17 protein-coding genes and 1 tRNA gene are annotated in these 23,243 nt (G+C 40.8%); 14 read left to right on the forward strand and 4 right to left on the reverse strand.

The genetic code is table 11. The features are described from left to right. The first annotated feature begins 317 nt into the window (after positions 1-317). From surE to B2727_RS03810, 3 genes are all read left to right on the forward strand, one after another. Positions 318-1,088, forward strand: a complete 771-nt coding sequence (surE, locus tag B2727_RS03800; RefSeq protein ID WP_005202622.1) for a 5'/3'-nucleotidase SurE — start codon at positions 318-320, stop codon at positions 1,086-1,088. A gap of 119 nt (positions 1,089-1,207) precedes the next feature. Next, complete coding sequence (locus B2727_RS03805; protein WP_004808269.1) at positions 1,208-2,032, forward strand: peptidoglycan DD-metalloendopeptidase family protein; 825 nt, start codon at positions 1,208-1,210, stop codon at positions 2,030-2,032. A gap of 137 nt (positions 2,033-2,169) precedes the next feature. After that, positions 2,170-3,099 (forward strand): LysR family transcriptional regulator, encoded by a 930-nt coding sequence (locus tag B2727_RS03810; protein ID WP_004808267.1) that lies wholly within the window; start codon positions 2,170-2,172, stop codon positions 3,097-3,099. A gap of 45 nt (positions 3,100-3,144) precedes the next feature. Here B2727_RS03810 and B2727_RS03815 read toward each other — a convergent pair whose 3' ends face one another. Further along, positions 3,145-5,775 (reverse strand): Lon protease family protein, encoded by a 2,631-nt coding sequence (locus tag B2727_RS03815; RefSeq protein ID WP_005202623.1) that lies wholly within the window; start codon positions 5,773-5,775, stop codon positions 3,145-3,147. Between the two features lie 186 nt (positions 5,776-5,961). Between B2727_RS03815 and B2727_RS03820 the strand changes: the two genes are divergently transcribed. The 4 genes from B2727_RS03820 (at position 5,962) to rpmE (ending at position 10,349) form a co-directional block, all read left to right on the forward strand. Beyond that, positions 5,962-8,136, forward strand: coding sequence for an AmpG family muropeptide MFS transporter (locus B2727_RS03820; protein WP_005314422.1), 2,175 nt, complete (start codon positions 5,962-5,964; stop codon positions 8,134-8,136). A 2-nt stretch (positions 8,137-8,138) separates the two neighbouring features. Beyond that, positions 8,139-8,540 carry a lactoylglutathione lyase gene (gene gloA, locus B2727_RS03825; protein ID WP_004808260.1) on the forward strand — a complete coding sequence of 134 codons (402 nt, stop codon included), beginning with the start codon at positions 8,139-8,141 and terminating at the stop codon, positions 8,538-8,540. A 416-nt stretch (positions 8,541-8,956) separates the two neighbouring features. Next, positions 8,957-9,925: a bile acid:sodium symporter family protein gene (locus tag B2727_RS03830; RefSeq protein WP_005202627.1), complete on the forward strand. Its 969-nt coding sequence runs from the start codon at positions 8,957-8,959 to the stop codon at positions 9,923-9,925. A 199-nt stretch (positions 9,926-10,124) separates the two neighbouring features. Then, complete coding sequence (gene rpmE / locus B2727_RS03835) at positions 10,125-10,349, forward strand: 50S ribosomal protein L31 (protein ID WP_004808257.1); 225 nt, start codon at positions 10,125-10,127, stop codon at positions 10,347-10,349. Between the two features lie 87 nt (positions 10,350-10,436). Here rpmE and B2727_RS03840 read toward each other — a convergent pair whose 3' ends face one another. Genes B2727_RS03840 through epmB form a run of 3 tightly spaced genes read right to left on the reverse strand, consistent with a single transcriptional unit; the run spans position 10,437 to position 15,293 of the window. Next, positions 10,437-12,527: an EAL domain-containing protein gene (locus B2727_RS03840; protein WP_005202629.1), complete on the reverse strand. Its 2,091-nt coding sequence runs from the start codon at positions 12,525-12,527 to the stop codon at positions 10,437-10,439. Then, positions 12,509-14,263 (reverse strand): hypothetical protein, encoded by a 1,755-nt coding sequence (locus B2727_RS03845; protein WP_005202631.1) that lies wholly within the window; start codon positions 14,261-14,263, stop codon positions 12,509-12,511. Before B2727_RS03845 ends, B2727_RS03840 begins: the two co-directional genes overlap by 19 nt. Before the next feature lie 13 nt (positions 14,264-14,276). Continuing rightward, the gene (gene epmB / locus B2727_RS03850) at positions 14,277-15,293 is read right to left on the reverse strand and encodes an EF-P beta-lysylation protein EpmB (RefSeq protein ID WP_005202633.1); all 1,017 of its coding nucleotides are present in this window, start codon (positions 15,291-15,293) and stop codon (positions 14,277-14,279) included. Between the two features lie 354 nt (positions 15,294-15,647). Between epmB and efp the strand changes: the two genes are divergently transcribed. The 7 genes from efp to B2727_RS03885 all read left to right on the forward strand — a co-directional run bounded on the left by efp (position 15,648) and on the right by B2727_RS03885 (position 23,053). Further along, positions 15,648-16,217 carry an elongation factor P gene (gene efp / locus B2727_RS03855; protein ID WP_004808248.1) on the forward strand — a complete coding sequence of 190 codons (570 nt, stop codon included), beginning with the start codon at positions 15,648-15,650 and terminating at the stop codon, positions 16,215-16,217. A gap of 359 nt (positions 16,218-16,576) precedes the next feature. Next, positions 16,577-18,679: a carbon starvation CstA family protein gene (locus B2727_RS03860; protein WP_005183198.1), complete on the forward strand. Its 2,103-nt coding sequence runs from the start codon at positions 16,577-16,579 to the stop codon at positions 18,677-18,679. Positions 18,680-18,681: 2 nt separating this feature from the next. Beyond that, positions 18,682-18,984: a YbdD/YjiX family protein gene (locus B2727_RS03865; RefSeq protein ID WP_004770453.1), complete on the forward strand. Its 303-nt coding sequence runs from the start codon at positions 18,682-18,684 to the stop codon at positions 18,982-18,984. A 78-nt stretch (positions 18,985-19,062) separates the two neighbouring features. Continuing rightward, a complete protein-coding gene (locus tag B2727_RS03870; protein WP_005202635.1) occupies positions 19,063-20,022 on the forward strand; it encodes an AAA family ATPase in 960 nt (319 codons plus the stop codon). A 13-nt stretch (positions 20,023-20,035) separates the two neighbouring features. Continuing rightward, positions 20,036-20,953, forward strand: a complete 918-nt coding sequence (locus B2727_RS03875) for a DUF58 domain-containing protein (RefSeq protein WP_005202636.1) — start codon at positions 20,036-20,038, stop codon at positions 20,951-20,953. 2 nt (positions 20,954-20,955) lie between these two features. Then, the gene (locus B2727_RS03880) at positions 20,956-22,941 is read left to right on the forward strand and encodes a transglutaminaseTgpA domain-containing protein (RefSeq protein ID WP_005202640.1); all 1,986 of its coding nucleotides are present in this window, start codon (positions 20,956-20,958) and stop codon (positions 22,939-22,941) included. Positions 22,942-22,976: 35 nt separating this feature from the next. After that, a tRNA-Val gene (locus B2727_RS03885) sits at positions 22,977-23,053 on the forward strand. The last annotated feature ends 190 nt before the right edge of the window (positions 23,054-23,243 follow it).

The following is a 23,243-nucleotide window of genomic DNA, read 5'->3' on the forward strand; positions in this document are numbered from 1 at the left end:
CTATGAAGACCTAAATATATATAATTCAAGGAATAATTCAATTGGAAAAACTGTTGAGTAAGCTGAGGTCAGTTGACAGTTCAACGATGTTGATGGCATGGGTCGTATTCAGTTTATCTTCTCAACTTTGTTGAACGTTCAAATCAATTTGTGTCAGGTTCTTCGCGCACAGTTTATTAGAATTGTCTCTAATTTGAGGATGAAACTTGACAAGGGCAGTGTCATTGCCTAGGTTTCATGCCTGATTTAAATTATGTTGGCCTAAACACAGGGAGTGGCTGAAATACCAGTTATCCCCAAATAGAGAATAGATTCCAGTGAATATCTTAATAGCAAATGATGATGGTGTGTTTGCACCTGGGCTACAAGCTTTAGCGCAAGCATTAAAACCTTTGGGCCGCGTTGTGGTGGTTGCGCCAGAAAGTGAGCGCAGCGGTTATTCTAGTGCTTTAACACTTGATCGCCCTTTACGACCAATACAAATTTCTGAAGATGTGTGGGCAGTCAATGGAACACCTGCGGACTGTGTTTATTTATCCATGAATGGGCTGTTCGATTTTGAATTTGATCTTGTCGTGAGTGGCATCAATAGTGGTGCAAATCTTGGCGATGATGTTTTATATTCAGGTACGGTGGGTGCAGCTTTTGAAGGGCGCTTGATGAAACATCCTGCGATTGCCGTTTCTTTAGCAGGATCAAATGTACGTTCTTATGAACACCCACAACATTATGCAGTGGCAGCGCAGTGGGTTCATGATTTTATTGCCAAAGGGCTCCCTGTTTTGCCACCACGTCATATCTTTAATATTAACATTCCAGATATTGAACAGCTTAAGGGCGCACAGGTAACCTATCAGGGGCGACGTGCTCAATCCAAGCCGATTAGTAGTCATGTTGATCCGCGTGGTCGTCAGGTGTATTGGATTGGGTTGGCAGGAGAGGCGATTACCGATCCACAAGCGGTATCCAGTGATATTCAGTCCGATTTCTTTGCGGTTTCGAACGGTTATGTCAGCATTACTCCAATCCAGATGGATGCAACCAACTATGCTGTGCTTGAAAATTTGCATGCTCATGTAAATGGTTAGCCGTATGAATGTTATAACTTTGTGAATATAGAAAGTGAGAACTCGTTTTTTCTCACTTTTTTGGTACTCTTAGGCGCAAATGTAATAATGAATTAAGGTTTTTTTCGATGAGGGCGAAGATGCACTTAAACCATGTCTCGGTTTTTCTATCACAGAAAACGATTAAAACAATCGTTTTGTCTATGGCGGTTGCAACAGTGGCAGTTATGACGGGTTGTGCATCTAAACCGCAAGTAAATGGTGGCGCGCGTTATGTGCAAGCACCAAATTATTATACGGTTCGCTCTGGCGATACCTTAAGCGCGATTTCAAATCGTTATGGCTTGAACTACTTAGATGTTGCAGCTTTGAATGGTATTGCGCCGCCGTACCGTATTTATGTCAATCAATCTCTACGTTTAAAAGGTTCTGTCGCACAACGTACAACCTCTACGCAAGCAATGACACAGACCGCACCAATTCAACGTCAAAGCATTAATTTACCGACTCAGCAACCTGTGGCTCCAAAAACACAGCCTGTGATCCCAAGACCAGTGGTTCCAGCAGTGCCTGTTAATCCATCTACGACCTTAGCATCAAGTCTACGTTGGGTGAAGCCATCGAATGGACCAATTATTCAAAGCTATAATATGGCGAGTAATGTAAAAGGAACGCGTTACGGTGGTAATGAAGGGGATCCAATCTTCGCAGCAGCAAATGGGCAAGTTGTCTATGCCGCAGATGGTTTAAAAGAGTACGGTAATCTTGTTTTAGTCAAACATATCGATGGTTATATCACGGCTTATGCGCATAACAGCAAAATGTTAGTCAAGAGTGGCGATACCGTGACTGCGGGGCAAAAAATTGCAGAAATGGGTTCATCGGGCGCTTCACGTGTCATGATGGAGTTCCAAGTCCGCTTAGACGGAAAACCTGTGAATCCAGTCACAGTTTTACCAAATTAACCTTAGGATTATTAACAATATTTCAATTATTTATTAATAATCCTCTAGTGCGTAAATAGACTTCCTTGTATACTGAAATGAGATTGCTTTCATTAGAACAATAAGCATATTAATAAATTAAGGTAAGAGGGAAGTCTATGCTAGATCAATTGCGTGCAATGGGGGTGTTCGCCTGTGTTGTGGAAAAAAGCTCTTTTAGTGGTGCAGCAAGAGACTTAGGAATTACAACCAGCGCAGTCAGTCAACAAATCCGTTCTTTAGAACAAGAAATGGATGTTACGTTACTCCATCGCTCAACTCGAAAACTCAGTCTCACTGAAGCAGGACAAGCATTCTTTTTAAGTTGCCAAGAAATGTTAGCTGCGGCTGAACGTGGCAAAATCAGAATCAATGAATTACGGGACGATCTCGTCGGAGATTTACGTATTGCAACTACGCCAGAGTTGGGTGCACTACATGTCATTCCCGCACTTTCTCATTGGATGTCAGCGCATAAAGGCTTAGCCATCCATTTTGAAGCGGATCACCGTTATATTGATTTAATCGAAGAACGTATTGATATTGCGATTCGTATGAGTCTGAAAGTTGATGATCATCAATTAGCAGCTGTACCTTTGGCTCGTGTAGATCAGGTGTTAGTTGCTTCACCAAGTTATCTCAATCAAGCTCAGCCGATTACTCGTCCTGAAGATTTACGTCACCATGAATTACTGCCAATCACGTTAATGCAAGGCTATCAACATTTTGCATTCCGTCATGGTACCAGTGGTGAAGTTGTCAATGTGGATATGAAATCACGTTTAGGTACGAATAATGTCTTTGTCGCAAAATCACTATGCCAACAAGGGCATGGCGTAGCACGTATTTTGTATATGGATATTCAAAAAGAATTGATTAATGGTTCTTTAGTTGAGGTATTACCCGATTGGCAATTGCCAGCGTATACCTTGCATGCTTTAACCTCTAAGCGTGAGCAATACCCAATGAAAGTACATCGTTGTATTGATGCGCTGAAGCAATATTTTGCTCAACTTCCTGGTGGGCGTTCCTTGCAGGGCGTAGCCTAATAAAAAAAGCCATGTTCCGTCAGGAACATGGCTTTTCCTTTAGCTCTATTTTCGTTTCTTTTTGCTGAGTGGTTTTAAGCTCTTTGCTTCAACAGCTGTTTCTTCAGAAGTTTTCGCCGTAACTTCATCCTTCTTGGTTTTTTTTCGCTTCTTCTTTTTCTTTGGTTCCTCGTCTTCAACGGCTTCGCCATCCTCGATCGCTTGCCAATATTCAAGTTGCTCCATCACCGCAGCATAGATCGAGTTTTTGCTATAGCGACCTTTTTTATCAAGGGTTCCGACTGGGCGTGCCATTAAAATTTCTAAAGCTTGATCAATGGTATCAATCGCATGAACATGGAATTGTCCTGCTTGGACAGCATCGCTTACATCCTGACGTAACATCAAGTGCTGCATATTTTGACGTGGGATAATGACACCTTGTTTGCCAGTTAAGCCTTGCAATTTACAAGCGTCATAGAAGCCTTCAATTTTGGCATTGACACCACCAATTGGCTGTACTTGACCCAACTGGTTCATCGAGCCTGTGATTGCCCAAGACTGATCAATTGGAATTTGGCAGATCGCAGAGATAAGCGCTGAAAGTTCTGCAACCGTAGCACTATCACCATCGACTTGCCCATAGCTCTGTTCAAACGCTAATGCAGCAGAGAAGTGTAAAATTTGCTCACGACCAAAATGAGCTTTTAAGAAGCTCGACATCAGTAAGACGCCTTTGGCATGCAGTGAACCACCGAGTTCTACACTACGCTCAATATCGAGGATATCACCGCCACCTTGATACACAGATGCGGTCAGACGAGAAGGTAGACCAAACTCAACATCAGCATAGTGAATCACAGAGAGGGCATTGATCTGACCAAGACGATGTCCTGAAGTCTCAATCAGCTGTGTTCCACGAGACAGGTCTTGCCAATACAATTCACGTAAATAGCCTAAGCGGTATTGACGATGATGTAAGGCCTGATTAACGTGCTGATCAGTGACGATCTTGTCATCCGCTTTAAAAGCATGATGATGCGCTTCACGAATTAAATCACCCAGCGTTGAGGCATGGAGTGATAGTGAACTTTGATCTTCGGCTTGGCGACTTGAATCGGTCAGTAAAGCTGCGAGCGCAGAGCGATCAAATGGAAGGAGCTTGTCAGCTTGTACATAATCGGCAATCAACTGCATGTACGCTTGTTCGTTACTGTCATTACGTTGTAATGTATCGGTAAAGTCAGCACGGATTTTAAAGACACTGCCTAGCTCTGGCTCAACTTCCAGAATTTCATAATAAATTTCAGGTTCGGCCAATAAAATGACTTTAATATCAAGCGGAACTGAAGCTGGCTCAATTGAAATACTCCCTGTTAAGGTCAGCATGTGTTCGAGTGATGAGAGCTTAAGTTGTCCTGATTTTAAGGCACGCTTTAAACCTTGCCATGCATACGGCTGCTCAAGCAATTGTTCAGCTTCAAGCATGAGAAAGCCGCCATTGGCTTGATGCAACGAGCCAGGACGAATCAAAGTGAAGTCAGTCGTGATCGTACCATTATGTGTGAGTTGCTCAACATGACCCAATAAGTTGTAGTGGGTTGGAAAGTCTTCAAAAATAACGGGAGCACCGCTATTCGGTTTATTGGCAACAATCACATTGGCTTGATAACGTGACGGGACACGATTAAATAAGGCAGGGGTAAAGTCATCTTCTTCTTGCTCTAAGATCAGCTCAACATTGTCAATAATGTCTTCAGCATAGTGTTTTAGGAACAAATCTAAGCCTTTCACCTCTTTATTTTTATTTAAGATGGACTCAATGCGTGGCATGACCACTTGCGTCGCAATATCTCGATTGAGGCTCGAAACTTGATCGCGTGCATCATCTTCTAAATCACCTAGATGTAAACCTAAGCGCTCTAGCTTTTTCTCCATATAACGAATATTAGAATTAATTTCTGTGCGTTCTTTGGTTGGGAGTGCATTGAGCTCATTCTGCGTTAATTCATGATATTCATCATTTCGTAACTGCATTGCTATAAAGACATGTTTGTCATTGCGAGAAACTAATTTTAAATCGAGTTCTTCGCCTTCTTTAGTGAGTTCAACCAAAGCTTGCTGTTGTACATCTCCGGTATCTTGACGAATACGCTCAATACGGTTGTGATAGCTTTCTGCACTAAAACGGCGTTCCAATTGTTTCAAAATGATTTGCCATGCTTGTTGCAATGTATTTTGAAATTTGGTGCCTTGTCCAGCAGGAAAGTGCAGCGCGATTGGTTGTCTTGGATTTTTGAAATTGTTTACGTAGACCCAATCATTTGGTGTCGGCATGGTTTTGGCGTGTTGCTGCAGCAAACGCTTGATCATGGTACGTTTACCCAATCCTGCCGTGCCAACAGCAAAAATATTATATCCTGAGTAGGGTAATGAAATACCAGCTTCAACAGAGGCACGTGCGCGATCTTGCCCTAAAAAATTATTGAGCGGCTTGATGCGTTTGGTCGAACTTGGTATTTCAGCTAGGTCTGGAATATGAGTGAGTTGGTCTGCACGTAGTGCGGTTTTAATCAGTGTTGCTTGTATGTCCGTCTGGTCAAATGCGCTTGGTAAAGAGTTTATATTTGCGGTGATAGTGTTTGTTGGTGTTAATGATAAAGTTGTTGCAGTCATTTGATCGAGTTTTTGGGTCACTGTTGCTATCCAACAAATAAACTAAAGTTGAGTAATTAAAGGTATACAGTTTTAGCCCTAAAGATCAAGCGAACTTGTGTTTTTTATCGACAAAACAAAAGAATGATTGCATAAAGCAACTTGCAAGCAAGGGCAAGAAACGATTGAATAAGCACATTCACGCATGTTCATGGAAAATAATAACCAATGACAACTCAAGCCTCTGGTTGGGCATCGGCATTTAAAGCATTTTTAGATCGCCGTGCTCTGATTATGTTATTTCTTGGTTTCTCCGCAGGGATTCCAATTTTATTGATTTTTTCTAGCTTGTCGTTATGGCTAGGTGAGGCTGGTATTGATAAAAGTGCGGTCACTTTTTTTAGTTGGGCCGCCTTGGGTTATTCCTTTAAATTTGTTTGGGCACCGTTAATTGATGAATTACCCGTCCCATTTTTAACCAAGAGTTTAGGTCGTCGCCGTGCTTGGTTGCTCATTGCACAATGTTTAATTATCTGTGCAATTTGTATTATGGCTTTTTCAGATCCTGCGCTTGGTCAAAGCTATTTAATCCAAATGGCATTTGGTGCAGTATTACTGGGTTTCTCAGCTGCAACACAAGATATTGTGATTGACGCTTACCGTATTGAGTTAGCTGAAACTGAAATGCAAACTGTGTTGGCTTCAACATACAATGCGGGCTATCGTATTGGGATGATTGTTGCTGGTGCAGGAGCGTTATTCCTAGCAGCCTATTTGGGAACGGCCAAAGGTAATTATATCTACGAAGCTTGGAAATATACCTATTTAACCATGGCCGCAGTGATGGTGGTGGGTATTATCACCACCTTATGTGTTCGTGAACCGCAAGTGAATCGCGTTTATAAGCATTATAAAACCACGGATTATTACCGTTTGGTGTTTGTGTTTTTTATCGCGGTTGCAACTTTTGTGGTGAGCTATATTTATTCAGGTAACGTTACTGAAGCCATTGCCAAGGCAGCAGCAATTAAAGACACCGCTGCATTATTTGGTTTAGAAGCGCTGCGCTTTTTAACTGCAACCGCAACTGCCTTATTGATCGGTTTTGGGCTGGTTAAAATGGGTGTTGTCAATCAGCAAATGGCGAAAGAAACATGGGTTGCCCCGATTCTGGATTTCTTTAAGCGCTATGGCGTTAAACTGGCATTGGTTTTATTACTGTTAATTGGTTTCTTTCGTATCTCTGACATTATTGCAGGGGTGATTTCAAATGTGTTCTATCAAGATCTAAACTTTAGTAAAGAGCAGATTGCTGAAGCAGTCAAAATTTATGGTGTAATATTTAGTTTGGTCGGTGGCTTCTTAGGTGGCCTGTTGGCGCAACGTATGAACATTATGAAACTCATGTTCGTTGGTGCGGTATTGGCAAGCTCAACCAATTTGATCTTTATCGGTTTAGTTAAATCTGGCAAGCCATTGGATCAGGTTGAAGTCCAAGTGGGCGCTCAGCATTATCAAGTGCAGACCGATGAGGTGGGATATTGGAAGTTACAAGTTCCAAATGAAGTATTAGCTAAAGCAAATACGGTTCAGGTCAGTACTCAATATCAAAACCAAGCAGACTCGAAGGCTCAGTTTGAAGTTCCTTATCTGGTGAATGCGCAACACGCCCAGATTCAACTGCTACCAATGAGTGGTGATGATCAACTCACGCCGAAAGAGTTAAAACAAAGTCTGGTAATCAAAGGTCAGTTAGCCGGTGTAAAAGCTGAGCAACTCAATGCAGAAAGTCCTGTTGTTTTAACATTAGATGGGCAGGAATTTGTAGCGAAAGTGGATCAAAATGGCTTATTCACAGGCGTGATTGATGGCAAAATTTTGCAAGCATCACCGACCAAGACCATTACGGCTTTGGCTAATTTAACCAACAATACGGGCAGTGAATTGTTGGCAACCAGACAATATCGCGTCGATACGGCATCTCATGCAGAGACGGATTTAAATGTGGATATTCAACCGATTACTGTGGTTGATCCAGCTCAATCAGGTATGGTTGAATTGTCTGGTAAGGTGATTAAAAGTTATAGCTCGTTATGGTTATATTTTGCCATTATTGTCGATAATTTAGCCTCAGGTTTAGCTGGTGCGGCATTTATTGCCTTTTTATCGAGTTTAACCAGCGTATCATTTACCGCAGTTCAATATGCGATTTTCAGTTCATTAATGACTTTAACACCAAAATTATTGGGCGGTTATTCAGGAACGATTGTCAGCAATATTGGTTATCCGAATTTCTTTTTAATGACGACTTTAATTGGTATTCCAATTTTAGTTTTAGTGGTATGGGTTGCGAAACTGTTGCGCGATCATGAAAACCAAACAACTCAACAGACAGGTGAATAACTATGCGCATGTTACATACGATGCTACGAGTAGGTAATTTAGAACAATCTTTGAAGTTCTACACTGAGGTACTTGGTATGAAATTGCTACGCCAACGTGATTACGAAGAAGGGCGTTTTACCTTGGCTTTTGTTGGCTACGGCGATGAAGAAAACAATACTGTGCTTGAGCTCACGCATAACTGGGATACAGCCAGCTATGATTTAGGTAATGCTTATGGTCATATCGCTATTGGTGTAGATGATGCTTATAAAGCATGTGAAGAAATCAAAGCACGTGGTGGAAAAGTCGTACGTGAAGCGGGTCCAATGAAAGGTGGTGTTACAGTGATTGCCTTTGTTGAAGATCCAGATGGTTATAAAGTTGAATTGATTCAACAGGATCAAAACGCACGTAATAACTAGGGTCTGTTGACATTTCACTTTACGAGCTATAGCTCTCATTGCGACAGAGGATGTTTTTTAGACGGTGCAAGGCTGGTTTTGTGAAACCTAGTTATTCTAGGTAAGCAAGATCTAACACACTAGTGGCAAAAAACATTCCTGTCCCGTAGGGTTATGGCTAAAACTTCCATAAACCGCGTTATGAAACTTGACAAGGGAATGCCATTGCCAGCGTTTCATGCCTTGTTTATGTCATTTTAGCCGATAACGCAAGGCATGGCTGAAATATCAATAGACCCTCTCTTTGGTCTATTGGGTCCAAGATTTCTAATCTAAAGCCCTAGCTTTATTTATTCAGCCCAGTATGATGGTGCGATCAAATGATCAACAACATCATATTGGGCTTTTTAGTTTTAGTGAGTAGATAGGGATAAGTTATGTTGAAGCAACTGGCAGTGGACCGCTTTACAATATTATTAATCGCAATGGTAGTACTGGCGACTTTTTTACCCGTCTCAGGTCAGATTGCACATTATTTTAATATTTTAACCACGGTCGCAATTGCAGTGCTGTTCTTTTTACATGGCGCTAAGTTATCACGTGAAGCCGTGGTTGAAGGGATGCTGCATTGGAAAATGCATGCTTTGGTGTTTGCTTTTACGTTTGTGATTTTTCCTGCGATTGGATTGCTGGCTAAACCTGTGTTGGAACCTCTACTGGGGCAGCAGTTGTATTGGGGTTTCTTATTTATGTGCTTTTTGCCATCAACAGTACAATCCTCTATTGCATTTACTTCGATGGCTAAGGGTAATGTGGCAGCCGCTGTATGTAGCGCATCCTTCTCCAATATTATCGGGATGTTTATTACCCCGATTTTGGTGAGCTATTTTATTTTGGGACAAAGCCAACATGGTTTTGATCCGACCACATCAATTATTCAAATCACCTTGTTACTACTGGTGCCTTTTATTTTAGGGCAATTATTACGTCCGTATGTTTTTCCATATATGGTCAAAGTACCTAGTATCGTCAAAGCGTTTGATCAGGGATCGATCTTAATGGTGGTTTATGGGGCATTCAGTAGTGCTGTAGTAGCAGGTTTATGGCATCAGGTCAGTGGTTTAACCTTGTTGTATCTGGTACTTGCGTGTTCGGTATTATTGACTCTCGTGATGTTGCTTGCGTTGTATGTACCTAAGTGGTTAGGTTTTAATCATGCTGATCAAGTGACGATCTTCTTCTGTAGCTCCAAGAAAACCTTAGCGAGCGGTGTACCCATGGCTCAAATCCTGTTCATCGGGCAGCCTTTAGGTATGATCGTACTGCCAATTATGATTTTCCATCAAATTCAGTTGATGGTTTGTGGGGTGATTGCGAATCGTTGGTCAAAATCAAATCAGGAATAGTTCGCAAAATTTAATTTTTTGGCGTATAATCTTCGGCACTTGTTGGCTTTGCTCTGACCTTTAGAGTCTCGGTGAGTCAAAAGAAATGGTCTGTTGTGGTGTTGATCTGCAAGTGTGAAAACACTTTGCTTTCCTCAAATTGAGAGTGATCAATTGCGATAACAGCTTAAGCCTTTCTTACTAAATAGGAGCATCGACCATGCGCGCCGATATTCACCCTAAATATGAAAACTTAGTTGCTACTTGTTCATGTGGTAACGTAATCGAAACTCGTTCTGCTCTTGGTAAAGAAACAATTTACCTTGACGTATGTTCAGCTTGCCACCCATTCTATACTGGTAAACAAAAGAATGTGGACACTGGCGGTCGTATCGACAAATTCAAACAACGTTTCTCTGGTATGTCACGTTCTGTCAAACGTTAATATCAAGAAAGAAAAAACGGGCGATATGCCCGTTTTTTTGTGCCTATATTTTATCGATAATGTATATAGACAGTGGTGTACAAGACCTTATTGGTCTTGTACATCGGTTAAGCGATCAAGCTTTTTCTGGAAGTAGTTCCCTTGTAAAAAACGTGCTTCAACATTCCATGCATTGGCAAACAGGTTCATGTCATTGAGTTCCATCAAGAAAATTTCCACAGGTTTTTGGCCAATAAAATGCAGGATTTTTTCTTGTAAGTTTGCCATGTCTTTTTCAGAGGCAAGCATTTTGGTCAATTTGCCATGTAGACTCAAATATTGAGCATCAATCTGTTGCAGCATCGAGTCACTATAAAGTGAATCACCGAAACCTCGGATCGAAACTTCAGCACCATGTTGACGCAACAAGGCAATTTGTGGCTGTGCTTGCGATAGGTTCTGTTGCAGTGCTTGTTCAGAAAATTGCAGAATTAATGGGTGTGCTTGTTTACTGCCAATAATAGTGAGTAATTTTGCAACTAACTCTGGGAGTTTTTGATCATTCAATAACACATGATGATTGAGGTTGACAATCAGCTTGGCTTTTGGATATTGAGTGATGAAGTTATGTAATTGCTTACATGCCTCAACAAGAATCCAGCGGTCTAGTTGAACTGATAATTCAACATCATCTTTAAGATCGGCTAGATCACTTAAGTCTTGCCATTGATTGTTATAGATAAAGCCGCCAGAAACCTCATAAGTATGTGTATGCTGATCTTGTTTATCATAAAGCTGCTGATATTTAAGATGAATATCACCGATATCCAGTTTCTGTTTCAGTTCTTGTAACAAGCTTAACTGGACTTTTGTTGGAATGTGTTCGGTTGTTAAACCAATATCAGTATCAATTTTTGGACTATTGAATACTGGTAAAGCTGCAGTGAATGCTTTACTTAGGACCTGCTCAAAAACCGCTTCATCTGGAATGGCTTGTGCAAGTTCGCAATAACCCAATTTAAGGTGTAAAGGGAAGGTGTGCTGAGTAGTCGCTAAAAGTTGTGGTTTCTGCAAGCTGTTTAAACCAATCAGCAGTGAATTCAAAACATTTTTGGATTCAGCTTGAAACAATGCAACGTAGAGTGTGCTATCGACTGGATAAACAGGAACACTGACTTGTTCTTTGATAAAGTTTTGGATATTGGCAAAATACGCTTTGGTGCTACGCCAATCACTTTGAAAAACCTCATTTGGACAACTGCTCAGGCTAAACAGCACAACTGCATTGGCATTGGCTGGATGATTGGTCAGCTGTCGATTAATCTGTTGTAAAGCACTATTTAAATTGGATACTTTCTCAGATGAAATGACAGTTGCAGGTGCTGCAGTTACTTGTGATGATGTTCCACATTCAATATTGAGTTGAATTTCCTCTTCATTGCCTGAAGGTAAAAACTCAAGATGTAATGGGTTGTTCTTCACAGTTGCATTTTGAGTACGCAGCTCAAAACGTCCTTGCTCGAACTGACCTTGAGAAATCTTTTTAAAGCGCAGTTTAAATTGTGCTAAATCTTCAGGTTGCAAAACATCGAGGATCGGTAAGCCAATCAGTTCATCTTCACTCGCAAATCCAAATAGGTTGGCATATTCAGTATTGGCACTGATGTGAATACCTTCTTGTAAAATGGCAACAGCTTTATGCGTCTCTGCGACTAAGGATTGAGCTTGCGTTTGTGCTGCTTCAAGCTCATTGAGCAAGCGGTGTTCAGCTTGAACCAGACGACTATAAGACAATGCACGGATCATGCTAATATAGAACGTTTCAGGTATTTTAAGATTCAAAACATCATAGATGCCTTTGTGAATATAGGTCTGATATTGATCATGGTTATAGTCATCAGGTTCCAGTAACAACACAGGCAAGCTTGGCTGCGATGAAGCTTGAATCAAGGATAGAGTTTGTTCGATTTTTAAGTCATAAGCACGACCAAAAATCACAATATCCCAGGGTAAATTTAACTGTTTTTCAAATGTTTTAAGATCATCTAATAAGGTGGCATGAATTTGATGATCTTGCGCCTTAAAGATCGCGGCAATTTGATTATAACGAAGTTGATTGTCGTCAATAATTAGTAAACGGGTTTCTGTCCGTTTGAGTTTCTTAGACAGTAAAGAATTTCTCACTTTAATGCTTCCCATAAATCTTGATCAATTGTGTCCATATTTTTTTGTGCCATATATTTTTGAAGAACCGGAAGTTCCTCATCATTTAGCAGTTCAAATTCAAATTGAACAAAACTCTGGGTAATTAATTGTGCGTTTAATAAATACACCTTGACTTCCTCTTTCCCCAATCTTAAATGAACAGCTTGATGTTCTCTAAAAATTTGTGAACCTGGTAAAATTAAAGTTGTTTTTGTTTCATCCAGATTTTGGTTTTTTAATAAAAGTGTTGGATGATAATTACTGATATGTCGATCAGCCTGTATGCGAACAGCACAAGGGAAGATCTCTTGTGCCAATACTTCTAAACCGAGTTCTAGACTTTTCTCGCTTGATTGTTTGAGCCAACGGATTACGCCTCCACGCCAATGCCCATGTGATGTTTCTTTGACTAAAATATATTCGCCAGTTCTTAGATTCTTTGGTGCTTCTCCAGACCACTTAATACGATAACCATTGACACTGATATCTAGAATATCAGCTTGATAAACGGCTTTACTTTCACGACTTAAACGTTGAATCGCAGACTCTTGGTTGTCAGAAGCACTTTTTTTGTCCCAAGCCGACATAAACTTCGATTCATTTTGTAGACCATAACTGTGGTCTAGCAATAAGGTCTCTGCGAAATTCTTAGCTTTGGAGAGATAGAAGTGCGCAGTCAGTAAACCAAAGCAAATATGCAGTTGCGCTGAGTATTCATAACGCTCATGACGGCGTTCTGCAGTTGTACCTAAAATAGTTTGCACATGAAATTTCAGTGCTGGGGTTAAATAGATTTTTTCATTTTTAGAAATATATTCTGCATTTTTATGCAGTGTTGCTGTGACATGATCCAACAAACTATGTGTGCTGATAAAGATGTTTGGGTTGAAGCCAGAACTTTGTTTTTTATTATAAATCGGTGGATGGTCTTTGCTGGTATCTACGACATACTTGGTTAAATCAGTTTCTTTAGCCAAGATTTGGACCATTTTGGCCCAGTCAAAACTACACTGGAACAGAGCTTGTATTTCAGATTGACGAATTTGATTGGTATTAAAAATATCCATCAAGATCAGCTGGGCATAGGCCTGAGTAATATTGGTAATCGAACTTGGTTTACCCTGAGACTGATCTAAGTTGGTATGCTGATACTTATGTGTCACTGCTGCATCATAGAGTTGATGGGCAATTAACCACTGCCCAGCAACTGGCTCGCTATACAACATATGTTGTTGATAGAGCAATTGGGTTAATTGCTGTAGCGATTGAAAGGTGGCTAAGGTTCTTGCCGTTTGCAGATTTTTCTTTTGATTCAGCGCGAAAATAGAAAACTTTTGCTGATCAAGCTGGTCATTACTGCGACGCACAATATTGATATAGATTGCTGCAAAGTAGCAACGCAATAACATTGCTAGTTCAATGATATGCTCATTACGATCTGAGCTAATCACGCCCTGATTGAAAAAGTTCTTTTCCAGACTTCCCAAAACATTTTCAATGGTTGGGTGCAGAACCTGAACCAAGTCAAAACGTAAAGTTTCCGAACATTCCAGTTCACTCAGCTCTAATAAAGCTGCAAATAGTGCTTTGGAGGTATCGCCCAACTGCATAATGGATAGATTTGAAATCCATTCATTGAGACTTTTAGAATTGGTATCACAAAAGCTAAGTTTGTCCCGTCTTAAGACTGTTGGAATTTGAAAAATATCCGAAAAAGCATTATTCATCATTGTGTTATCAATCTCAGAATGTTTGAACCCCAAAAAGCGGTGTTTTATTTTTTTCGCCCGCAATTTCCCTGACGAGTTTCGGGACGAGATATCCTGGTAAACTCGCTAATACATCACTGTATATCTGATCTATCTCTGAAGATCTTAAATCAAAATGCTGAGCACCTTTAACTTTATCCAAAACATGAAGGTAATAGGGCATTACTCGTGCTTCAAATAAACGGCTACTCAATGCATTTAAAGTTTCTGCAGAATCATTCACACCTTTGAGCAAAACTGCCTGATTTAGGACGGTTATATGCTGGAATGACAACTCTAGCAACTTCGAGCAAGTGAAATCATCAAGTTCAGCTGCGTGGTTTGAGTGTACCACTACTACAATACGTAGCCTACTGTTTTTTAATATAGAAATCAGCTCTTCATCAATACGATTCGGGATCACAATCGGAACCCGTGAATGAATTCTCAATATCTTAATCTGAGGGAGAGATGCGACTCGTTCTAGCCACAACGAAATTTTTCGATTGTTTAGTGTGAGGGGGTCACCACCACTCAAAATCACTTCATTGATTTGTGGATTTTGCTCAATATACTGTTTGATATTTAACCAATCGTCATTTTTAGGCAGATTTTCCTGATACGGGAAATGACGACGGAAACAGTAGCGACAGTGAATCGCACATGCACCTGTTAAGGTCAACAAAAAACGTGATTGATATTTATGTAAAACCCCTGCCATTTGATTTGCGGCTTCTTCACCTAAAGGATCCGTCACAAACTCAGGATGTTCTTCCAGTTCGAGATGATGGGGTAAGACTTGCAATAGCAGAGGGTCAAGCGGATCGCCAATGGTCATTTTTCCGACGAATGCACGTGGCACGCGCAATTTAAACTGTTCAGAGGCGAGGATTGCCCCTGATAATAGTTGATCGGTAGATAACTCAAGCAGATTTAACAGCTCTAAAGGATCAGTAATTAGGTCACTGAGTTGTGATTGCCAGTTTTGCTCTTGATGTAAATAGTTTATCATGCCATACGTAAAAATAGTGTTAGCCGCAGCTGTGTGCCTAGTCTAGCATTGGGGCTTGTTTAACGTTCATATATGAATTGCGTTATTGGTTAAAATTTAATCATGCGAGGCGTGAAACGCAGGGAATGGCTATTCCCTTGCCAAGTTTCATAACGAAGTATGAGGAAATTTTAGCCATAACCCTACGGGACAGGGAGATTTTTTGTAGCTACTGCGTTATGTATGGTTCATTTAGAATAACTAAATTTCACCATCCATGCCTTGTATCGTCGAAAAAATCTCCTGTGTCGCAACCAAATATGAATGTTAAACAAGCCCATAAGATTTGATTTTTAAGTTTGGAGTGCGCCTTTCATGGCCTATTATTCTACAAATGATTTTAAAGCAGGCCTTAAGGTTATGCTTGATGGCAACCCATGTTCAATCATGGAAAATGAATATGTAAAACCAGGTAAAGGTCAAGCGTTTAACCGTGTGAAATTACGTAACCTTCGCTCTGGTAAAGTATTAGAAAAAACATTCAAATCAGGTGATTCTTTAGAAGCAGCTGATATTGTAGAAGTTGAAATGGATTACCTCTACAACGATGGCGAAATGTGGAACTTCATGGATCCTGTATCTTTCGAGCAAATCGCTGCTGATAAAACAGCAATGGGCGATGCTGCGAAATGGTTAAAGGACGATTCAAATGAAAAATGTACGATCATGTTATTCAATGGCGTACCTTTGAACGTAAATCCACCAAACTTTGTTGTGTTGAAAATTATTGAAACTGATCCAGGTGTACGTGGTGATACTTCTGGCGGTGGCGGTAAGCCAGCGAAGCTTGAAACAGGTGCAGTTGTACGTGTTCCATTATTCGTACAGCAAGAAGAAAGCGTTCGTGTAGACACACGTACTGGTGACTACCTAGAACGTGCATAATTGTGAATGAGTAGCCAAGCTACTCAAGATATACAATTATCGAAGGGATGATTAAACAATCATCCCTTTTTTTATGCCAAAGTATTAGATAAATAATTGAAGCTAGAAGGTAAACTTACAAAGATATTTCTTCTACAGAAAATATGGAAAGGGAAATCTAATAGGGCTTGCTGACATTTTTTGTTGCCACTACATTATCTTGCGTAGCTGTAATCGCTACTCATTATTTAGAATAGCTAAATTGCATAAGACATGCTTTATGTCTTCTAAAAATGTTCTCTGTCGCAATGATAGCTATCGCTCGTAAAGTGAAATGTCAACAGACCCTAACCACGCATTATGTATTTGAGAGGTTTTGAATGGAGACAACACAAGCAAAGTCAACACTTCCCTCGAAACTCCTTTGGAGTTTGGTTGCCATCGTTGGGGCAATTTCATTTGGGATCTTGGCGGTTAGTCGTGGTGAGCATGTTAATGCGGTCTGGTTAGTTCTTGCCGCAGTCTGTGTATATAGCATTGCATATCGGTTCTATAGTTTATTCATTGCAAACAAAGTTTTTGAATTAAATCCTAAACGGTTAACCCCAGCTCATCGCCTTGCCGATGGTCTGGATTATGTTCCGACCAATAAGTTCGTTTTATTCGGTCATCACTTTGCCGCGATTGCAGGTGCAGGGCCTTTAGTCGGTCCAATTCTCGCAGCGCAAATGGGTTACTTACCTGGGACGATCTGGCTTTTAGTCGGTGTGGTGATTGCAGGCGCGGTACAAGATTTCCTTGTTCTATTTATTTCAACACGACGTGATGGTCGTTCTTTGGGAGAAATGGCCAAACAGGAATTGGGTACCTTTGCGGGTGTGATTGTGATGCTAGGTACGCTGGGGGTGATGATCATTATCCTTGCTGTGCTGGCTTTGGTCGTCGTGAAAGCATTGGCGCATAGTCCATGGGGTGTGTTCAGTATTGCTGCAACCATTCCAATCGCCTTGTTCATGGGCGTGTATATGCGCTATCTACGCCCAGGGAAAATTGCAGAGGTGTCGATTATCGGTTTTGTACTGATGATGGCGGCAATTGTGTATGGTGGGGATGTTGCAAAAGATCCATATTGGGGGCAGTTATTTACCCTCAGTGGTACTCAATTGACTTGGGCCTTAATTATTTATGGTTTTATCGCCTCTGTTTTACCGGTTTGGTTGCTGTTAGCACCACGTGATTACTTATCAACCTTCCTTAAAATTGGTGTGATTGCAGGCTTGGCGATTGGGATTATCTTCGCGATGCCTGATTTGAAAATGCCAGCAGTGACCCATTTTGTTGATGGTACAGGCCCTGTATTTGCGGGTAGTTTATTTCCTTTCCTGTTTATTACCATTGCTTGTGGTGCGATTTCAGGTTTCCATGCCTTGGTTGCATCTGGAACGACACCTAAATTGGTCGATAACGAAGTCAATATTCGTATGATCGGTTATGGTGGTATGTTGATGGAATCTTTCGTCGGCATCATGGCAATGATCTGTGCGACAGTACTCGATCCAGGCATTTACTTTGCGATTAATGCACCAGCAGCAGTTTTAGGGACCTCGGTAGAGACCGCTGCGGAAGCTGTGCGTAATCTTGGTTTCGTGGTGAGTCCAGAAATGTTGACCTTATTGGCTCAGGAAGTGGGTGAGAGTTCAATCCTGTCTCGTACAGGTGGTGCGCCTACATTTGCAATTGGTATGGCACATATCATTTCAGAGATTTTTAACAATCGCTCAATGATGGCGTTCTGGTATCACTTTGCGATTCTGTTTGAAGCATTATTTATTCTAACTGCTGTAGATGCGGGTACACGTGCTTGTCGTTTCATGGTGCAGGATACAGTCGGTATCGTGGTTCCAGCGATTAAACAATCGAGTTCATTCTTTGGGAACTTGGTCGGGACTTTTGTCGCAGTGGCAGGTTGGGGCTTCTTCGTGTATCAAGGTGTGGTTGATCCACTTGGTGGGATTAACTCATTGTGGCCGTTATTTGGTATTGGTAACCAGATTCTTGCTTCGATGGCACTGATTTTAGGAACCGTCATTTTATTCAAGATGAAAAAAGAGAAGTATGTTTGGGTCACCATTGTCCCGACGATTTTCTTATTCATTACTTCAATGACTGCGGGCTGGCAAAAGATTTTCCATGAAAATCCAAAAATTGGCTTCCTTGCACAAGCGAATCGTTTCTCGGATGCAATTGCGCGTGGTGAGGTGCTTGCACCAGCCAAAACCGTTGCTGAAATGCAAACGATTGTGATGTCAAATCAGATCAATGCTGCACTGTGTGGCTTCTTTATGATTGTTGCGATTGTGATGATCATTGCTTCGATTGGTATTGTACGCAGAGCATTGGCGAGCCCGACACCAACAGTGAACGAGGCACCAGCAGTTTATTCAGAAACCCCGATGACGGCGAATAGCATCAAAGGAGAGTAGCGATGGATTTTAAAATTGCTCGACAAGGCAGCGCAGTGATTGTGAAGATTATTAAATTCACCATCATGTCGCAAAAACATTTGCTTTTATCACCCAAGAATTGGTCGCGTATTGCTGTGTTATGGCAGCGTTTGCAGCAGAGTTTTCGGTTGATGGTGGGTGTGCCAGATTATGAAACTTATGTACAGCATATGAAAGCGCATCATCCTGATCTAACCCCGATGGATGCCAAGACTTTTTATCGTCATTGTATCGATGCACGTTATCCTTCTGCGGGTGGTAATATGAAAAAATGCCCTTGCTAGAAATCAATTGATTTCGTTGAAAAAAAACCAAAACAGTGTATGTTGAAACATGCACTGTTTCATTTTGGGGATAAAATTATGTGGGGCATGGATCAGGCTTCAATTCAAGACAAAAAAAGACAAAACCAAGCATTAGAACAAGATATTAAAAGCTTCGGTCAAAAGATTGAGCACTTTTTAATTGAAGTGAATCAGCTGATTTTAGATAAGCCACAACAGACCAAACTGGCTTTGACCTGTCTATTGGCTGGTGGACATGTATTGTTTGAAGATCTACCTGGATTGGGGAAAACCACATTAGCCAGTGCCTTGGCTCGGTTGGCTGGATTACATTTTCAGCGCATTCAATTTACCAATGATATGTTGGCCAGTGATGTCATCGGTATCAATATTTTTAATCAAAAAGAACATGTGTTTGAGTTTAAGCAAGGCCCTGTTTTTACTCAAATCTTACTTGCCGATGAAATCAATCGCTGTAGCCCTAAAACCCAAAGTGCTTTGTTGGAAGCGATGGAAGAAGGGGCTATCACTGTCGATGGCGTGCATTATGAGTTGCCACAACCTTTTTGGGTGTTGGCTACGCAAAATCCACTGTTTCAAAGTGGAACTTATACATTACCAGAGTCTCAACTAGACCGCTTTTTGATGCGATTGTCATTGGGTTATCCATCTCGCCAAGCAGAAAAATTACTGTTACAACAAAGCTCTCGCCAAGTCCTGATTCATCAATTAGACGCAGTCTTTACCCAAGCCGATATTTTACATTTGCGTGAATTGGCAAAACAGATTTTTCTCAGTGACGCCGTACTCAATTATATTTTAGATTTGGCTGCTGAAACACGTAAGCAACGACATGGCCTGTCTACACGTGGAGTATTGGCACTGAAAGCTGCAGCACAAGCTTATGCGTTAGTTGAAGGACGCAGTTTCGTGACCACGGATGATGTACAGACGGTATTTGTGGCTGTAGTTGCGCATCGTTTAAGTTTGGGGGAGATGGAGGTAAAACAACTGTTGCAGTCAGTTGATGCATTATAGGTGAGTACAGACTATGCAAACTGGACTTAAACAACAGGTCAATCAATGGATCGCAAAGCGTTTCCAAGTGGATCGTAGTAAAACCTTGCGACAAAAGGACGTTTTGGTTTTTGTCTATAAACAAGGTTTTCTATATCTGGTCCTGATTTTAATTACCTTTATTGCTGGAATTAACTATGCAAACAATCTGATTTTAGGATTTTGCTTTTTAATCAGTGCCATTCTTTGTATTAGTTTTTATCTGACCTTTAAGCAATTACATGATTTACAAATTGATATTGTGCTGCCTGAAGTCGGACAAGTCGATCAAGCAATCATTTTAAAGCTGCTATTTAAACAACCTGTTCGTTCTGTACGTTATCTAAGGATCCAGTGGCAAGCTCAAGAGCAATTGGTTTTTATAGATCAGACACAACATAGTGTTGAGCTTGCAGTTATGCCTGACAAACGTGGACTCTATGAATTTGAGACCATTAAAATTTATTCTACTTATCCATTAGGATTAGTCCGCGCATGGACTTATTTATATCCAAAACATAAAGTCTGGGTTGCCCCGAAGGGCTATGATTGGCAGAAAGAGCATAAAAATAAGCCGACTTCTGCCCAAGATAGCTTAGATGAATTTAAAGAGTTACGTGGCTTTCAACACGGTGATTCTTATCAAAATGTGGCATGGAAACAGGTCGCACGGGGGCAGGGATTTTTGATCAAAATGTTTGAAGCTCAGGCTAATCACCAGCATCTGGAAATTGACTATCAGCAGATTCCAGCTCAAAGCCATGAAGATAAATTAAGCTTTATGATGGGTTTGGTCGAGCAATGTGAACAGTTAGGTGATGATTATGCACTTATTTTGCCGCATGCTCGCTTAGAAAGCGGGCAAGGACAATCTCAGTTAATTCAGGCCAAACTTTTATTGGCGCAGGCATAATGATGACTAAGCAAATCTACTTCTGTGTTTTAGCTGTCTTGGCTTTTGTATTACTTGGGCAAACCGCTTTTGCACCTGCTGCTTTAACGGGATTATGGGCGGTGGTTTGGCTGTTATTGGTTCGTAGATATCGTAAACAAAGCTGGGTGCCTTTTCCTAAATGGTTTTTGGTGATTTTTATTCTATTGTCCTTGGGTATCGTTTATATCAATTATCAAACGATCTTTGGGGTGGAAGCGGGCGTCGCCTTTTTAAGTACCTGTTTATTTGCCAAATGTTTAGAAGCTAAAAACACTCGTGATTTATTGATTGTCTTTAATTTTGCTCTATTTGTCAGTGCCAGCCTATTGTTACATAGCCAAGCTTTTTGGATGGCGTTGATTGTATTTACAGTCTTTATGATGTGTTTATTGGGTTTGTATCGGATACAGACGGGATTGTTTAATCAAACGAAACTTTCATCAAACCAACTTAAACAAGATGTGAAGCAAATTTTTAAATTTGTTGGCATAGCAATTCCTTTCTTTCTCATCTTATTTATTTTCTTTCCACGATTGCCACCGCTTTGGGCAGTACCAATTCAGACTAATCAAGCCACGACTGGGATTAGTGATCGCATGTCACCTGGAGATATTGCACAATTATCACAGTCCTCGGCTTTGGCCTTTCGGGTAGTGGCAAATATGTCGCAATTTCCAAGTCGATCAGAATTGTACTGGAGAGCTTTAGTCTTAGATCAATATGATGGAACGACTTGGACCAGTAGTTTTTTTAATCAACAAATTAAAAATGTGCAGTCCACCCAAAGAAGCGTACCTTATCAATATTTAGCAGCAGATGAACAAGCCAATTGGATCATGGGTTTGGAATACTCGATTCCGCAAGAACGTTATTTGCAGTTGTATCAAGATAATAGTATTCGCCCAACAAAATTAGTTAAGCGCAATGTACCGATACAGATGTTGTGGTTGGGGCGCATGTCGGCAGAGCCTATTTTGTTGTCAGCACGTCAACTTGAGTTAAACCTTAGGTTTGATGAGGGACGGGATCTTAAAGCACAGCAATTGGCGCATGAGCTGTTTGAAAAAAGTCAGAAGCAACCTGAACAATATCTACAATCAGTGCTGTCATGGTATCGAAAGAATGGCTTTGTATACACTTTGACGCCTGGGACTTTAGGTGGGGATCGTATAGATCAATTCTTGTTTTCCAGTCGGAAAGGATTTTGTGAGCATTATGCGTCTAGTTTTGTCATGCTAATGCGTTATGCGGGTATTCCCGCACGGGTAGTGACGGGTTATCAAGGTGGTCAACTGGCGCCTGATGGGCAAAGTTGGGAGGTTCGACAACTGGATGCACATGCTTGGAGTGAGGTCTATCTAGATGGAAAATGGAAAAGAATTGACCCAACAGCCATGATTGCACCGCAACGAATTGATACGGGCATGCAGGATTATTTGGCACAAGATCAAACTGTATGGGGAGATGAAAGTAAAGCTTGGCGTTTGCAACAGTTTAAGTTTCTAAAAAATATGCGGATTTGGAGTGATTATTTAAGTTATCAATGGCAAAGTAAAGTCGTTGGTTATGATGCAAACAAACAGAAGAACTGGTTATCTCGATTAGGTCTGGATTCAAGTTATGCATATGCAATTGTGTTGATTGTTGGCGTATTCGCTATTTTGATGGTTTACGTGGGTATCTATTGGTGGAAGCAAACAAGGCAGCAAGCTGATTATCAAAGAGCTGTACTTAAGTTTCAGAAGCAACTACCTAGAAATCTGCATAAACAACACGCAGAGACTTTTCAAGTGTGGATGCAGCGTTTGGCAAGTCAGGTTGAAAATAAACAGGTGTTTGAACAAGCGATTGTGTTATATCAACAAATTGTTTTTTTAGAGCAGCAAGATGGTGCAAATATTGAAGAATTTAAGCGCTTGCTTAAAGACTGTGCGATTGCACTGAAACAGTCACAAAAAAACTTGTGAAGCTGATAAAAAATGAATATGATGCTTCTCATTCTAGGTGTATAGCTCAGTTGGTTAGAGCGCTACGTTGACATCGTAGAGGTCTCCAGTTCGAGTCTGGATATACCTACCAAGATTTTTAGGTTTTATAGCTTCGAATGAAGTTACGAAAACTCCAAAGCTCTGAGTCGAAAAGATTCAGGGCTTTTTTTATTCCAGCTTATTTTTAGAAAATTAAGCGACTTGACCTAACCCACTATTGGTGCTAATTTAATCAATAAGGAAGTCATATACTATTTGGGATGGGGCTTAGGAAGTTAAAG

The organism is Acinetobacter sp. UBA991 (assembly GCF_002292065.1).
In the GTDB taxonomy this organism is placed as follows: domain Bacteria; phylum Pseudomonadota; class Gammaproteobacteria; order Pseudomonadales; family Moraxellaceae; genus Acinetobacter; species Acinetobacter higginsii.

Excerpts from the sequence above, each read along its gene's own strand:
- B2727_RS03875 (WP_005202636.1), top strand. The coding sequence starts at position 20,036 with ATGCAAACTGGACTTAAACAACAGGTCAATCAATGGATCGCAAAGCGT.
- B2727_RS03870 (WP_005202635.1), top strand. The coding sequence starts at position 19,063 with ATGTGGGGCATGGATCAGGCTTCAATTCAAGACAAAAAAAGACAAAAC.
- epmB (WP_005202633.1), bottom strand. The coding sequence starts at position 15,293 with ATGATAAACTATTTACATCAAGAGCAAAACTGGCAATCACAACTCAGT.
- B2727_RS03860 (WP_005183198.1), top strand. The coding sequence starts at position 16,577 with ATGGAGACAACACAAGCAAAGTCAACACTTCCCTCGAAACTCCTTTGG.
- B2727_RS03805 (WP_004808269.1), top strand. The coding sequence starts at position 1,208 with ATGCACTTAAACCATGTCTCGGTTTTTCTATCACAGAAAACGATTAAA.
- B2727_RS03845 (WP_005202631.1), bottom strand. The coding sequence starts at position 14,263 with ATGATGAATAATGCTTTTTCGGATATTTTTCAAATTCCAACAGTCTTA.
- rpmE (WP_004808257.1), top strand. The coding sequence starts at position 10,125 with ATGCGCGCCGATATTCACCCTAAATATGAAAACTTAGTTGCTACTTGT.
- B2727_RS03840 (WP_005202629.1), bottom strand. The coding sequence starts at position 12,527 with ATGGGAAGCATTAAAGTGAGAAATTCTTTACTGTCTAAGAAACTCAAA.
- B2727_RS03865 (WP_004770453.1), top strand. The coding sequence starts at position 18,682 with ATGGATTTTAAAATTGCTCGACAAGGCAGCGCAGTGATTGTGAAGATT.
- B2727_RS03830 (WP_005202627.1), top strand. The coding sequence starts at position 8,957 with ATGTTGAAGCAACTGGCAGTGGACCGCTTTACAATATTATTAATCGCA.
- B2727_RS03880 (WP_005202640.1), top strand. The coding sequence starts at position 20,956 with ATGACTAAGCAAATCTACTTCTGTGTTTTAGCTGTCTTGGCTTTTGTA.
- efp (WP_004808248.1), top strand. The coding sequence starts at position 15,648 with ATGGCCTATTATTCTACAAATGATTTTAAAGCAGGCCTTAAGGTTATG.
- B2727_RS03820 (WP_005314422.1), top strand. The coding sequence starts at position 5,962 with ATGACAACTCAAGCCTCTGGTTGGGCATCGGCATTTAAAGCATTTTTA.
- B2727_RS03810 (WP_004808267.1), top strand. The coding sequence starts at position 2,170 with ATGCTAGATCAATTGCGTGCAATGGGGGTGTTCGCCTGTGTTGTGGAA.
- gloA (WP_004808260.1), top strand. The coding sequence starts at position 8,139 with ATGCGCATGTTACATACGATGCTACGAGTAGGTAATTTAGAACAATCT.